Origin of the sequence: Roseivivax marinus, assembly GCF_900109705.1 — a bacterium.
Lineage (GTDB): Bacteria > Pseudomonadota > Alphaproteobacteria > Rhodobacterales > Rhodobacteraceae > Roseivivax > Roseivivax marinus.
Genome location: NZ_FOAI01000004.1, coordinates 63,523 through 77,880, shown reverse-complemented (window position 1 = coordinate 77,880; position 14,358 = coordinate 63,523). Strand labels below are relative to the sequence as shown.

Below are 14,358 nucleotides of genomic sequence, written 5' to 3'. Positions count from 1 at the left end.
ACGCCAAACTGCCCGCCTACGCAATTTTATCTAAAATTGCGTAGGCCCGCGTTCACAGACCGATCCGCTCCAGCAGCCCGGCCAGCGTCGCGCGCTGCCGTTCATCCTGCACGGCGCTGCGCGAACGGAAAAGCGTCGCCTGGCTCCGCAGTATGGGCTCCTCGTCCAGCACCTTCAGGTGGTTCGCACGCAGCGTCTCGCCCGTGGAGGTGATGTCGGCAATCGCCTCGGCGGTCAGGTTCTTCACCGTGCCCTCGGTCGCCCCCTGGCTGTCCACCAGCCGATAATCCGCCACGCCCCCGTCGCGGAGGTAGTCGCGGACGAGCCGGTGATACTTAGTCGCGATCCGCAACCGCATGCCGTGGGCCGCCCGGAACGCCGCCGCCGCCGCGTCGAGATCGTCGAGCGTGTCCACGTCGACCCAGGCCGCCGGCACCGCCAGCACCAGATCGGCATGGCCAAAGCCCAACTCCGCCAGCGGCTCGACCTTCTGGTCCCACTGTACCAGCGTCTCGCGCACGAGGTCGGTGCCGGTCACGCCAAGGTGGATACGTCCCCGTGCCAGCTCCCGCGGGATCTCCGATGCCGACAAGAGCACCAACTCGACGCCCTCCACGCCCTCGACCGCGCCGGCGTATTCGCGCTCGGACCCCGTGCGCGTCAGCGTCACGCCACGCTCGGCGAACCAGTCGAAGGTCTTCTCCATCAGCCGGCCCTTGGAGGGCACACCAAGCTTCACGGTCATCCCCGGTCCTCCGTGAGCGCGAGCAGCAGGTCGGGCCGGATCACGCCGCCCACGGCGGGCAGCGTCCGCCCCTGCCCCAAGCGCTCGGTCAGCGCGTCGTAGCGTCCGCCGGTGGCCACCGGCGGCAGGTCGGGACGGCGGACCGCGGAGAAACCGAAGACGAAGCCGTCGTAATACTCCATTGAGGTGCGGCCGTAGGAGGCCTCGAAGTCGAGGGTGTCGACGTTCACGCCCTGGGCCGCCAGCCGGTCGCAGCGACGGGCAAACCGGTCCACGGCGGGGCGCAGCGCCGGCAGGTCGACCTCCATGTCGCGCAGATGCTGCAGCGCGTAGGGGCAGGTCTCGGACACCTTCAGGAGCGTCTCGATCAGATCCACCTGCCCGTCGGACAGCGGCGGCTCGGCCGCGTCCTCGCGCAGCGCGACGAGCCGGTCGCTAATCTCGGCCTCGGTGCGGCGCCCGATCATCGGCCCCGCGGCGGCCATCGGGTTCGCAGCCTCGAGCAGCGCCGTCCGGGTCGCGGGCACCGGCGTGCGGCCGGCATAGCGGTCGAGGAGCGCGCGGAACCGCCGCGGCCGCCAGATGTGGCGCAGGAGGGCGGAGCGGCGGCGCTCGGACGTCTCGAGCCCGCGGATCGCCGCGCTGAGAATGCCGATGTCGCCGGTGGCGGGCGTCAGCTCCCACTCCGCCAGAAGCTCGGCGAAGCGCGCGAAGACGGCCGCGTCGGCGTCCTCGGCATCGCGGCCGTCGAAGATCTCGTAGCCCGCCTGGATGTATTCCGGCGCGCGCTCGGGGTCGTCCTCCTGCCGGCGGAAGACCTCGCCGGCATAGGTATAGCGCGCGGGCTCGGCGCCGTCGCGCATGTGCGCCTCGACCACCGGCACCGTAAAGTCCGGGCGCAGCATCCGCTCGCCCAGCGCCGGGTCCTGCGTGACGTAGGCGCGGCTGCGGATGTCCTCTCCGTAAAGATCGAGCAGCGTCTCCGCCGATTGCAGGATGTCGCAATCCACCGGCACGGCGCCGGCCGTCTCGAACGCCGCGCAGAACCGCGCGGCCAGATCGCGGGCCTCGGCGCGGCTCATGCCTCGCCGTCCACGATGGCGCGCACGCGCTCGACCATGTCGTCCAGCGTGCACTCGAACTGCGAGGGCCGCTCCTTCCACTCATCGAGCGTCGCGGTCTCGGCGATCTGCGCGCCCAGCACGAGGTCCTTGATCTGCACCACGCCGCGCTCGAACTCGTCCGAGCCCGCGATGACCGCGGCGGGCGATCCGCGCCGGTCGGCGTACTTGAGCTGGTTTCCGAAGTTCTTGGGGTTGCCGAGATAGACCTCGGCCCGGATCCCCGCCTGCCGCAGCCGGGCCACCATCGCCTGGTAGTCGGCCATGCGCGCGCGGTCCATCACGGTGACCACGACCGGCCCCTCGGCCTGCCCGCCGACGCGGCCCGTCGCGCGCAGCGCCGCCAGAAGACGGTCGACACCGATCGACACCCCCGTCGCGGGCACCGCCTGCCCGGTGAAGCGCTTCACCAGGTCGTCATAGCGCCCGCCGCCCGCGACCGAGCCGAACTGGCGCGGCCGGCCCTTCTCGTCGGTGATCTCGAAGGTCAGCTCGGCCTCAAATACCGGGCCAGTGTAATAGCCTAGACCGCGCACGACGGAAGGGTCGATACGGATGCGGTCCGCGGCGTAGCCCTGCGCCGCCAGAAGGTCCGCAATTTCTGTCAATTCCTCGACGCCTGCGAACCCAACTCCGGAGTCACCGATAATGGTACGCAGATGATCTAAAACGCGGGTATTCCAGATGCGCGCTGCTTCGGCATTTGCTGCAATTTCTGGATGATTCTTGAATTCTGGAGCGACGCAGTGACGAGCACTTTCGAGCTTTCTTCCTCTCGCTTCATCGCCTTCTTGAAACGCTCGAGAAGCCTCTTGGGCAAGTTTGTCCTGAACAACAGCGAATGAATTCAAGAAACCCATCACAGGTTCGATCTGCGTTTTGCCGAGTCCCACGCCGTCGATGAACGCGCCCGACTGATCCTTGCGCCCCGCACCGAGCAGTTCGCGCACGCCCGCCTCTCCGACCTTGTCGAACTTGTCGATGGTCCGCAGCACGGCGTCCTTCTGGGTGTCGTCCTCGAGCCCCATGGCCTCCAGAACCCCGTTCAGAACCTTCCGGTTGTTCACGCGGATCAGGTAGTCGCCGCGCGGAATGCCGACCTCTTCCAGCGTATCCGCCAGCATCGCGCAGATCTCGGCGTCGGCGGCCACCGACGGCGCCCCCACGGTGTCCGCATCGCACTGGTAGAACTGGCGGAAGCGCCCCGGTCCCGGCTTCTCGTTGCGCCACACGGGACCCATCGCGAACCGGCGATAGGGCGTCGGCAGGTCGTTGCGGTGCTGGGCGTAAACGCGGGCGAGCGGCGCGGTCAGATCGTAACGCAGAGCCAGCCAGTCGCCGCGGCCGTCGTCATCGGCCTCCTGCCAGGCGAAGACCCCCTCGTTCGGGCGGTCCACGTCGGGCAGGAACTTGCCCAGCGCCTCCACGGTCTCGACCGCCGAGCTTTCCAGCGCCTCGAACCCGTAGCGATGGTAGACCGCCGCGATCTTGGCGAGCATGTCGCCGCGCTCGGTGACCTCCGCGCCGAAATAGTCGCGGAAGCCCTTGGGCGTCTCGGCCTTGGGACGGGGCTGTTTCTTCGGCTTGGCCATGTGCCTGACCTGTCTGAGAGGGAAGTGCGCGGCCCCTTTAGCCGCTCGGTCCCGCCGGGGCAAGCAAGCCGCCATTGCGCGGCCGCGCGCGGGGCGCTATCGCGGATCCATGTCAGACACCGATCGCCTCGAGTCCCACATCGCCGAACTGACCCGGCAGGTCGACGACCTGTCCGAGGTGGTGGCGCGGCAGGACACCGAGATCGCCCGCCTCGCCGCCCGCGTGGACATGCTCCTGCGGCGCGAGGCCGAGCGCGAGGCCGACGGCTCGGGCAGCCAAGTCTACACCAACGAGCGCCCGCCGCATTACTGACGGCCGGTCCGCCGCCGCCCGGTACAGGGCCGCGCGATCCGCCTCACATCCCGGATTTGCCGTTTCCGTCGCAGGGCGCGGATCGACGGGCGTGGCCGGCAGCGCACGGTTAATCTTTCCGCCCCTAACACCTGACGCCCCGCGACCGGGATGACGGCCGCACATTCGCCGTTCGCTCGGATCTGGCCCGCTCCGCGTCACGCGACGTCCGGCGCGCCAGCGGCGGACAGGGGGTCCGGGGGCCTGCCCCCGGGGCGACGTGCGCGCGGCCCGCGCAGGGCCGCGCCCCGGCGGATCAGACCTCCTCGACCGCGAGAACGCCCGAGAGGGATTTCACGGCCCCCTTGATCTCGGGGGTGACCGGAAACTCCTCGCCCAGATCGATCTCCACCTCGCCCGGCAGTGCCGCGTCGCTCAGCAGCACACTGACCGGGCCGCGGCCCGCGCGCGGCAACTGGTCGGAGGCGCGGCTCAGGACCGAGGCGATGTGGCTGACCGCCAGTGCGTCCTCGATGTAGATCCGCATGCCGGCCGTCCCCGCATCGGCCACCGCCACGTCCACCGGCGCGACCGAACGGCCCAGCAGTTTCAGCTGGTCGCTCTCCATCGTCGCCTCGACGGTGACCATGACCTTCGATCCGGTCTCGAGGAAATCACGGCTCTTTTCCAGGGTCTCCGAGAACAGCGTCACCTCGTAGGCGCCGGTCGGGTCCGAGAGCTGCGCGAAGGCGAAGCGGTTGCCGCGGGCGGACTTGCGCTCCTGCCGGCCGGCCACGACACCCGCCATCTTGGCCACCAGGGGCGCGCCCTCGGCCTTCTTCATCACCTCGTCGAGGGTCATCACCTGCTTGCGCTTGAGCGGGCCCATGTAGTCGTCGAGCGGATGGCCCGAGAGGTAGAAGCCCACCGCCTTGAACTCTTCGGCCAGCCGCTCGGCGGGCAGCCAGTCGTTCGCCGGGGGCATCCGGGGTTCGGGCAGATCGTCGCCCGCCTCGCCGAAAAGAGACACCTGGTTCGAGTTCTTCTGCTCGTGCACCGCGGCCGAGTAGGCGACCAGCGCGTCGAGCCCGTCGAACACCCGGCGCCGGTTGCGGTCGAGCTGGTCGAAGGCTCCGGCCCGCGCCATCATCTCGAGCGGACGCTTGCCCACGCGCTTCAGGTCGACGCGCCGGGCGAAGTCGTAGATCGTCGCGAAGGGCTTGCCGGCGCGGCCCTCGACCACCAGCCGCATCGCGTCGAGGCCCACGTTCTTGAGAGCGCCCAGCGCATAGACCAGCTCTCCGTCCACCACGTCGAAGGTCTCGATCGAGCGGTTCACGCAGGGCGCGACCCACGGCAGCTTGAGGCCCTTGCGGACCTCCTCGAAATAGATCGCCAGCTTGTCGGTCAGGTGGATATCGCAGTTCATCACGCCGGCCATGAACTCGACCGGGTGGTTCGCCTTGAGCCACGCCGTCTGGTAGCTGACCACCGCGTAGGCCGCCGCGTGCGACTTGTTGAAGCCGTAGTTGGCGAACTTGTCGAGCAGGTTCCAGACCTCGAGCGCCTTGTCGTCGTCGACGCCGTTGGCCTTGGCGCCGTCGATGAACTTGGGCCGCTCGGCGTCCATCGCCTCCTGGATCTTCTTGCCCATGGCGCGGCGCAGCAGGTCGGCGCCGCCAAGGCTGTAGCCCGCCATCTCCTGCGCGATCTGCATCACCTGTTCCTGGTAGACGATGATGCCCTGCGTCTCGTCGAGAACGTGGTCGATGGAGGAATGGATGCCCGCCCGCTCGCGCTTTCCGTTCTTGACGTCGCAGTAGACCGGGATGTTCTCCATCGGACCCGGACGGTAGAGCGCCACGAGCGCCACGATGTCCTCGATGCAGGTGGGCTTCATGCGCTTGAGCGCGTCCATCATGCCCGAGCTTTCCACCTGGAACACCGCGACGGTCTTGGCGCGAGCGTAGAGCTCGTAGGTGATCGGATCATCCAGGGGGATCTGCCCGATGTCGTTCTCGGCCCCCTCGAACGGCTCGTAGATCGTCGCGCCGTCCTGCGACACGTGCAGGTCGCGGCCGGACTTGTGAATCAGGTCGATGGCGTTCTGGATCACCGTGAGGGTCTTGAGGCCGAGGAAGTCGAACTTCACGAGGCCCGCCTGCTCTACCCACTTCATGTTGAACTGGGTCGCCGGCATGTCCGAGCGCGGATCCTGGTAGAGCGGCACCAGCTCGTCGGTGGGCCGGTCGGCGATGACCACGCCCGCCGCGTGGGTCGAGGCGTTCCGCAACAGGCCCTCGACCTGCTGGCCGTAGGTCAGCAGACGGTCGACGACCTCCTCGTTGCGGGCCTCTTCCTTCAGGCGCGGCTCGTCGCGAAGCGCCTGCTCGATCGAGACGGGTTTCACCCCCTCCACCGGGATCATCTTGGACAGGCGGTCCACCTGGCCGTAGGGCATCTGCAGCACGCGCCCCACGTCACGCACAGCGGCCTTGGACAGCAGCGCGCCGAAGGTGATGATCTGCGCCACGCGGTCGCGACCGTACTTGCCCTGCACGTACTGGATGACTTCCTCGCGCCGGTCCATGCAGAAGTCGATGTCGAAGTCCGGCATCGAGACACGTTCGGGGTTGAGGAACCGCTCGAACAGCAGCGAGTAGCGCAGCGGATCGAGGTCGGTGATCGTCAGCGCGTAGGCGACAAGGCTGCCCGCGCCCGAACCACGCCCCGGCCCCACCGGAATATCGTGCTCCTTGGCCCACTTGATGAAGTCGGCCACGATCAGGAAGTAGCCCGGAAAGCCCATCCCCTCGATGATGCCAAGTTCGAAGTCGAGCCGCTTCTGGTAGTCCTCGACAGGCACCGCATGGGGGATCACGGCAAGTCGCTTCTGCAGGCCCTCGTTGGCCTGGCGGCGCAGTTCCTCGACCTCGTCGTCGGCGAAGCGCGGCAGGATCGGCGCCCGTTTCTCGGCCTTGTAGGCGCAGCGCTTCGCGATCTCGACCGTGTTCTCGATCGCCTCGGGAAGGTCCGCGAACAGGGTGACCATCTCCTGCGGCGACTTGAAATAATGCTGCGGCGTCAGGCGCCGACGTTCGTCCTGCTGGTCGACATAGGCACCGTCGGCGATGCAGATCAGCGCGTCGTGGGCCTCGTACATGTCCGACTTGGGGAAGTAGACGTCGTTCGTGGCCACCAGCGGCAGGCCCATCTCGTAGGCCATCTCGACGAAGCCGCGTTCGGTCAGACGTTCCGATTGCGGCTGGCCCTCCTCGCCGGGGTGGCGCTGTAGCTCGACGTAGAGCCGGTCGCCGAAGGCCGCGTGCAGGCGCACGAGCATCGCCTCGGCCGCGCCCCGGCTGCCCTGTCGCAGAAGCATCCCCGCGGGCCCGTCCGGACCGCCGCTGAGGCAGATCAGCCCCTCCGCGTGGGCCTCGAACTCTTCGAGCGTCACGTGCGCGAGTTCGCCGTCACCGCGCAGGTAGAGACACGAGTTGAGCTTCATCAGGTTGAGATACCCGGCCTCGTTCTGCGCCAGCAGCACCACCGGCGCCGGATCGCGCGGCCGCTCGCCCGGCTGCGGGTCGACGTAGCGCACGTCGACCTGGCAGCCGATGATGGGCTGAACGCCCGCGCCCGACGCGGTCACCGAGAATTCGAGCGCCGAGAACAGGTTGTTGGTGTCGGTCACCGCGACCGCCGGCATCCCCATCGCCTCGCAGAGGCCGGGCAGCTTCTTGAGCCGCACGGCGCCCTCCAGCAGGGAATATTCGGTGTGAACGCGCAGGTGGATGAATCGGGGATCGGCTGTCATGGCGCCACATTATGTTGTGGCTCCGGCGGGCGAAAGCCTCGGATGCGGGGAGGGGAACACGGATCGCCCAATCGGCGTTTGATCCGCGTCCCTGCCCCTCACGGAGTATTCCCGATGCGCACCCTTCTCGGCCTTGTCATCCTCATCGTCGCCGTGATCGCCGTGCTGATCTTCTTCGGGTTCCTGCAACTCAGCCCGGAGGGCGAACAGGCCATCGACGGCGCGCAGGACAGCGTCGGCGAGGCGCTCGAGAACACGGGCGAGGCGATCCAGGACGGTTCCGAGCCGGCCACCGAGTGACGCGAGCGGGCGCCCGCACGCCCGCCTGACCCTCCCGACGACCGCCCGTTTCTCGGGCATCGACGCGCCGTCGGCCGGCGCGGCCTCCGGTTTTTTCTTGCCAAGCCCGGCCCCCGCCCCCTAGCGTCGATCCCCGGAACACATCACGACCGGCCCGCCGCCTTCTACGCCGCATCGAGGGCGCGCACGACCAACGGGCGATCGGTAACGCGGCAGGCTTTCATCATGGACATCGACTTTCTTCTGAACGGAGAGAGGATCACGCTGCGCGACGCCGCGGCGACACAGACCCTGCTGGACTGGCTGCGGCTGGACCGCGGCCTGTGCGGCACCAAGGAGGGCTGCAACGAGGGCGATTGCGGCGCCTGTACCGTCATGGTCACCGACGAGGACGGTCCCCGCGCCCTCAACGCCTGCATCCTGTTCCTGCCCCAGTTGCACGGCAAGGCGGTGCGCACGGTCGAGGGTATTTCGGGCCCGGATGGTGCGCTGCACCCGGTGCAGCAGGCGATGATCGATCGGCACGGCAGCCAGTGCGGCTTCTGCACACCGGGCTTCGTGGTCGCCATGGCCACCGCCCATGCCCGCGGAGACCGCGGCCACGACGACGCGCTCGCGGGCAACCTTTGCCGCTGCACCGGCTACGCGCCCATCGTGCGCGCCGCCGAGGACGCCGCCGACGCGCCGGTGCCTGCCTGGATGCGCGACGCGGCGCTGCCCTCGGTCGAGGCCGCGCGCTACGCGCCCGCGACGCTCGAGGCCCTGCTGGAAGAGACCGCCGCCCGGCCCGAGGCGACGCTGATCGCCGGAGCCACCGACGTGGGCCTCTGGGTGACCAAGGACCTGCGTGACCTCGACGACGTGATCTTCCTCAACCGCTGCGCCGATCTTCAGCGGATCGAGGACGACGGCGAGCGGCTTCGCATCGGCGCGGGCGTCACGATGGACCGCGTGCATCGCCTGATGGTCGAGCACCACCCGGACTACGCCGAGATGATCCGCCGCTACGGCTCGGCGCAGGTGCGTGCGGCGGCGACCATCGGCGGCAACATCGCCAACGGCTCGCCCATCGGGGACAACCCGCCCGCGCTCATCGCACTCGGCGCGATCCTGCACCTGGCGCACCGCGACGGACGCCGCGAGATGCCCATCGAGGACTTCTTCATCGACTACGGCAAGCAGGACCTGCGCCCCGGCGAGGTCGTCGAGGCGATCAGCCTGCCCGCCCGCGCGCCGCGCCTGAAGGTCTGGAAGCTGTCCAAGCGTTTCGATCAGGACATCTCGGCTGTCTGCGGCGCCTTCGACATCGGCGTGGACGACGAGGGCCGCGTCGGCTGGGCGCGCATCGCCTTCGGCGGCATGGCCGCGATCCCCAAACGCGCGCGCCACGTGGAAGAGGCGCTTCTGGGCGTGCGCTGGGGCGAAGAGGCTATCGCCGCTGCGTGGGAGGCCTGGGAGAGGGACTTCCAGCCGCTATCGGACATGCGCGCCTCGGCCGGCTACCGGCTGAACGCCGCCCGCAACCTGCTGTCGCGCTACCTGCTCGAGGATCTGGGCGCGGCGGTCGACGTTCTGGAGGTGGCACCATGAGCATCGCCAAGCCCCTGCCCCACGACGCCGCGCGCCTGCACGTCACCGGCGCCGCGCGCTATGTCGACGACATCCCGGCGCCGCGCGACTGCCTGCACCTCGCCTTCGGCCTGTCGCCCATCGCGGCGGGGCGCATCGCCTCGCTCGACCTCGCGCCCGTGCGCGCCGCGCCCGGCGTGATTGCGGTGCTGGAGGCCGCCGACCTGCCACACGCCAACGACGTCTCCCCCTCGGTCCACGACGAGCCGCTGCTGTCGGGCGGCACCGTGCATTACCTCGGCCAGCCGGTGTTCCTCGTGGTCGCGACCTCGCACCTCGCCGCGCGCAAAGCCGCGCGGCTCGCCGGGTTCGAGACCCGCTCGCGCGATGCCATTTTCGACGTGGACGATGCGCTGGACGCCGAATCGCGCTTCGAAGAAGGCCCCCGCATCTGGGAGAAGGGCGACGCCGGAGAGGCCATCGACGGCGCGCCGCACGTGGTGTCGGGCCAGATCACCATGGGCGGGCAGGAGCATTTCTACCTCGAGGGTCAGGCCTCGCTCGCGCTGCCGCAGGAAGGCGGGGACATGATCGTCCACGCCTCCACCCAGCATCCGACCGAGATCCAGCACAAGGTGGCCGAGGCCCTGGGCATCCCGATGCACGGCGTCCGGGTCGAGACCCGGCGGATGGGCGGCGGCTTCGGCGGCAAGGAAAGCCAGGGAAACGCGCTGGCGGTCGCCTGCGCCGTGGCCGCGCGGATCACGGGACGCCCCTGCCGGATGCGGTACGACCGCGACGACGATTTCGTCATCACCGGCAAGCGCCACGATGCGCGCATCGAGTATCGCGCGGGCTTCGATGACGAGGGCCGCATGCTCGGGGTGGAGTTCGAGCATTACATCCGCTGCGGCTGGGCGCAGGACCTCTCGCTGCCGGTGGCCGACCGCGCGATGCTGCATGCCGACAACGCCTACAACCTGCCCGCCGCGCGGATCGAGAGCCACCGGCTCAAGACCAACACCCAGAGCGCCACCGCCTTCCGCGGTTTCGGCGGCCCGCAGGGGATGCTGGGGATCGAGCGGGTGATGGACCACGCCGCCCACGTGCTCGGGCTCGATCCTCTCGAGCTGCGCCGGCGGAACTACTACGCGGAGGCCGACGGAGGGGGGCTGTCCGCCCCCCGCGCCTCCGGCGCCCCCCCGGAGAGTATTTCCGACGAGAAGAAGCCGGGGGACGGCGCGGACGCCACCGCCGGGCTGCCCGGAGACGACGCGCTGGACGTGGCCTCGCGCGGGGCGGTGGGCTCGGTGCCCGAGGGCGGCGCGCCCGCTGCGCCCGCGGGCGTGCAAACCACCCCTTACGGCATGGCGGTGGAGGATTTCATCCTGCACGGCATCACCGAACGCCTCGCGGAGAGCTGCGACTATGCCGGGCGGCGCGCCCGCGTCGCCGAGTGGAACGCGGCGAACCCTATCCTCAGGAAAGGGCTCGCGCTGACGCCGGTGAAGTTCGGCATCTCGTTCACGCTGTCGCATCTCAACCAGGCGGGCGCGCTGGTGCACGTCTACCAGGACGGCTCGATCCACCTGAACCATGGCGGCACCGAGATGGGACAGGGCCTGTTCCAGAAGGTTGCGCAGGTGGCGGCGGCGCGCTTCGGCGTGGGGCTGGAGCGGGTGAAGATTACCGCGACCGACACCGGCAAGGTGCCCAACACCTCGGCCACCGCGGCCTCGTCGGGCTCGGACCTGAACGGCATGGCGGTGAAGGCCGCCTGCGACACCATCCGCGACCGCATCGCCGCGCATCTCGCCGAGCGCCACCAGACCGACCGGTCGGTGGTGCGCTTCGAGGGCGGGCGCGTTCACGTGGGCGGCGAGAGCTACGCCTTCGACGCGGCGGCGAAACTTGCCTACGAGGGGCGCGTGTCGCTGTCGGCCACGGGCTACTACCGCACGCCCAAGCTGCAGTGGGACCGCATCCGGGGCCAGGGCCGGCCGTTCTACTACTTCGCCTACGGCGCGGCCTGCACCGAGGTGGTGATCGACACGCTGAGCGGCGAGTACAAGCTCTTGCGCACGGACATCCTCCATGATGCGGGCGCCTCGCTGAACCCGGCCATCGACATCGGGCAGATCGAGGGCGGTTTCGTGCAGGGCGCGGGCTGGCTGACGACCGAGGAGCTGGTCTGGGACGGCGACGGCCGCCTTCGGACCCATGCGCCGTCGACCTACAAGATCCCCGCCTGTTCGGACCGGCCACGGGTGTTCAACGTCGCGCTCTGGGAGGGGTCCAACCGGGAAGAGACGATCTATCGCTCGAAGGCGGTTGGCGAGCCGCCCTTCATGCTGGGCATGTCGGCCTTCCTCGCGCTGTCGGACGCGGTGGCGTCCTGCGGCCCGGGTTACCCGGCGCTCGACGCGCCGGCGACGCCCGAACGCGTGCTGGAGGCGGTGAGCCGGGTGCGCGATGGCGTTTGACCGCGAGGAAATCGCCGCGGCGGTGGCCGCCCACGGCCACGTGGCCCGGGTCGTCGTCGCCGAGGTCGCGGGCTCGGCCCCGCGCGAGGTCGGCGCGTCGATGCTGGTGTGGCCGGGCGGTCAGTCCGGCACCATCGGCGGCGGCGCGCTGGAACTGGAGGCCGCGCGCCTCGCCTTCGACCGCGACGGGCTGACCCGGCATCCGCTGGGGCCTTCGCTTGGCCAGTGCTGCGGCGGGGCGGTGACGCTTCTGACCGAGCGCTGGGACGCCGCGCGCCTCGTCGCGCTCGATGGGCCCGTGGTGGCGCGGGGGGCCGGAGAGATGCCGCTGGCGGTCGCGCGGATCGTGGACGCGGCGCGGTCGACCGGGGCCGCGCTGGCGCCGCAGCTCGTGCAGGGCTGGTTCGTGGAGCCCTTGGCGCACGACAGTGTTCCGCTCTGGCTCTGGGGGGCGGGCCACGTCGGACGCGCCATTGCCGGCGCGCTGGCTCCCCTGCCCGACTTCGCGCTGACCTGGATCGACACCGCACCCGAGCGTTTCCCGGACACGGCCCCCGACGGCGTGCGCTGCCTGCCCGCTGCCGATCCGGCGCGCGCGGTCGCGCTGGCGCCGAGGAACGCCTGGCACCTCGTGCTGACCTACAGCCACGAGATCGACCTCTCGCTCTGCCATACGCTGCTAGCCCACGGGTTCGGGCACGCGGGGCTGATCGGGTCGGACACGAAGCGGGCGCGCTTCGCGTCGCGGCTCCGGGCGCTCGGCCACGCGGATGCCGCGATCGCGCGCATTCAGTGTCCGATCGGTCGCAAATCTCTCGGCAAGCACCCGCAGGCCATTGCACTCGGCGTGGCCGCCGACCTACTCGACCGGAAAAACGACAGGGACAGATCACAGTGGCCGATGCGCTCCTCCGCCTGACGGGCCTGACCAAGGCCTATCCCGGCGTCGTCGCGAACGACGACGTCTCGTTCGACATCGGCGAGGGCGAGATCCACGCGCTCTTGGGCGAGAACGGCGCGGGCAAGTCGACGCTGGTCAAGATGATCTACGGCCTCGTCACGCCCGATTCCGGCGCCATGCAGCTGCGCGGCAAAACCTTCGCGCCGTCCGAGCCATCGGAAGCCCGGCGCGCCGGCGTGGCGATGGTGTTCCAGCACTTCTCGCTTTTCGACGCGCTGTCGGTGGCCGAGAACGTCGCGCTCGGGATGGAGGCGCCGCCGCCGACCCGCGACCTTGCGCGCCGCATCCGCGAGGTTTCCGAGGAATACGGCCTGCCGCTCGACCCGTTCCGCACCGTGGGCACGCTGTCGGCGGGCGAGCGTCAGCGGGTCGAGATCGTGCGCTGCCTGCTGCAGGAGCCGCAGCTTCTGATCATGGACGAGCCGACCTCTGTGCTGACGCCGCAGGAGGTGGAAATCCTCTTTGCCACGCTGCGCCAGCTCAAGGACGAGGGGCGCTCGATCCTCTACATCTCGCACAAGCTCGACGAGATCCGGGCGCTCTGCGACACCGCCACGATCCTGCGGCAGGGTCAGAAGGTCGACACCTGCACCCCGTCGGAGCAGACCGCGCGGGCGCTGGCCGAGATGATGGTCGGCTCCTCCTTCGAGATGCCCGAGGGCCGCGCCCACAGCACCGGTGACGTGCTGCTCGAGGTCACCGGCCTGTCGCTGGCCGCGCCGGGCGCCTTCGGCACGCCGCTGCGCGACGTATCGCTATCGGTGCGCCGGGGCGAGGTGCTGGGCGTCGGCGGGGTCGCCGGCAACGGGCAGGACGAGCTTCTGGCCGCGCTTTCGGGCGAGCGGCTGGCCCCGGCGGGCACCATCGCCTTCGCCGGCCGCGACATCAGCCGCGCGGGACCGATGGCGCGGCGCGACGCGGGTCTTCTCTGCGCGCCCGAGGAACGGCTGGGCCACGCCGCCGCGCCGGACATGAGCCTGACCGAGAACGCTGTCCTGACCGGCGCGCGGCGCGAGGGGCTGGTGTCGCGCGGGCTGATCGACTGGTCCGCCGCGCGGGGCTTTGCACAAAAGGTCATCGACGCCTTCGACGTCCGCACGCCGGGCACCGGCACCGCCGCGCGGGCGCTGTCGGGCGGCAACCTGCAGAAATTCGTCATCGGGCGCGAGATCCTCCAGCGGCCTGACCTTCTGGTGGTGAACCAGCCGACCTGGGGCGTCGACGCTGCAGCCGCCGCCGCGATCCGGCAGGCGCTTCTGGACCTGGCCGCGGAGGGCGCCGCGATCCTCGTCATCAGCCAGGATCTCGACGAGCTGATGCAGGTCGCGGACCGCTTCGCCGCGCTGAACGAGGGGCGGCTGTCGCCTGCCCGCCCGGTCTCCGAGCTGAGCCTCGAGAAGATCGGCCTGATGATGGGCGGCGCCCACGACATGGAGGCGGCCCACCATGCCTGATCCGACGCCCCCCGCCATCCGGAG

General features: G+C 69.9%; 10 protein-coding genes. 6 read left to right on the top strand and 4 right to left on the bottom strand.

Annotated features, from left to right (window positions below):
- Window positions 1–52 precede the first annotated feature (52 nt).
- From hisG to hisS, 3 genes are read right to left on the bottom strand one after another with little or no spacing between them, the layout of a single operon-like run.
- Complete coding sequence (hisG, locus tag BMX29_RS06610) at window positions 53–745, bottom strand: ATP phosphoribosyltransferase (RefSeq protein WP_043842085.1); 693 nt, start codon at window positions 743–745, stop codon at window positions 53–55.
- On the bottom strand, window positions 742–1,827 hold the full coding sequence (locus BMX29_RS06605; protein ID WP_092811390.1) for an ATP phosphoribosyltransferase regulatory subunit: 1,086 nt from the start codon (window positions 1,825–1,827) through the stop codon (window positions 742–744). Before BMX29_RS06605 ends, hisG begins: the two co-directional genes overlap by 4 nt.
- The gene (gene hisS / locus BMX29_RS06600; protein WP_092811388.1) at window positions 1,824–3,458 is read right to left on the bottom strand and encodes a histidine--tRNA ligase; all 1,635 of its coding nucleotides are present in this window, start codon (window positions 3,456–3,458) and stop codon (window positions 1,824–1,826) included. Before hisS ends, BMX29_RS06605 begins: the two co-directional genes overlap by 4 nt.
- A 109-nt stretch (window positions 3,459–3,567) precedes the next feature.
- Here hisS and BMX29_RS06595 point away from each other — a divergent pair, with 109 nt between their 5' ends.
- Window positions 3,568–3,771: a SlyX family protein gene (locus BMX29_RS06595; RefSeq protein ID WP_092811386.1), complete on the top strand. Its 204-nt coding sequence runs from the start codon at window positions 3,568–3,570 to the stop codon at window positions 3,769–3,771.
- A 295-nt stretch (window positions 3,772–4,066) separates the two neighbouring features.
- On the opposite strand, the gene dnaE is transcribed toward BMX29_RS06595, so the two are convergent.
- Window positions 4,067–7,567 carry a DNA polymerase III subunit alpha gene (dnaE, locus tag BMX29_RS06590; RefSeq protein WP_092811384.1) on the bottom strand — a complete coding sequence of 1,167 codons (3,501 nt, stop codon included), beginning with the start codon at window positions 7,565–7,567 and terminating at the stop codon, window positions 4,067–4,069.
- Between the two features lie 114 nt (window positions 7,568–7,681).
- On the opposite strand from dnaE, the gene BMX29_RS06585 reads away from it, so the two are divergent.
- The 5 genes from BMX29_RS06585 (at window position 7,682) to BMX29_RS06565 (ending at window position 14,334) form a co-directional block, all read left to right on the top strand.
- Window positions 7,682–7,867 (top strand): hypothetical protein, encoded by a 186-nt coding sequence (locus BMX29_RS06585; RefSeq protein ID WP_043842076.1) that lies wholly within the window; start codon window positions 7,682–7,684, stop codon window positions 7,865–7,867.
- Between the two features lie 225 nt (window positions 7,868–8,092).
- Complete coding sequence (xdhA, locus tag BMX29_RS06580) at window positions 8,093–9,457, top strand: xanthine dehydrogenase small subunit (RefSeq protein ID WP_092811383.1); 1,365 nt, start codon at window positions 8,093–8,095, stop codon at window positions 9,455–9,457.
- Window positions 9,454–11,919, top strand: a complete 2,466-nt coding sequence (locus BMX29_RS06575) for a xanthine dehydrogenase molybdopterin binding subunit (protein ID WP_092811381.1) — start codon at window positions 9,454–9,456, stop codon at window positions 11,917–11,919. The genes xdhA and BMX29_RS06575 overlap by 4 nt, the downstream gene beginning before the upstream one ends.
- Window positions 11,909–12,838: a xanthine dehydrogenase accessory protein XdhC gene (gene xdhC / locus BMX29_RS06570; RefSeq protein WP_092811379.1), complete on the top strand. Its 930-nt coding sequence runs from the start codon at window positions 11,909–11,911 to the stop codon at window positions 12,836–12,838. Before BMX29_RS06575 ends, xdhC begins: the two co-directional genes overlap by 11 nt.
- The gene (locus BMX29_RS06565; RefSeq protein ID WP_092811377.1) at window positions 12,814–14,334 is read left to right on the top strand and encodes an ABC transporter ATP-binding protein; all 1,521 of its coding nucleotides are present in this window, start codon (window positions 12,814–12,816) and stop codon (window positions 14,332–14,334) included. Before xdhC ends, BMX29_RS06565 begins: the two co-directional genes overlap by 25 nt.
- Window positions 14,335–14,358: the final 24 nt, after the last annotated feature.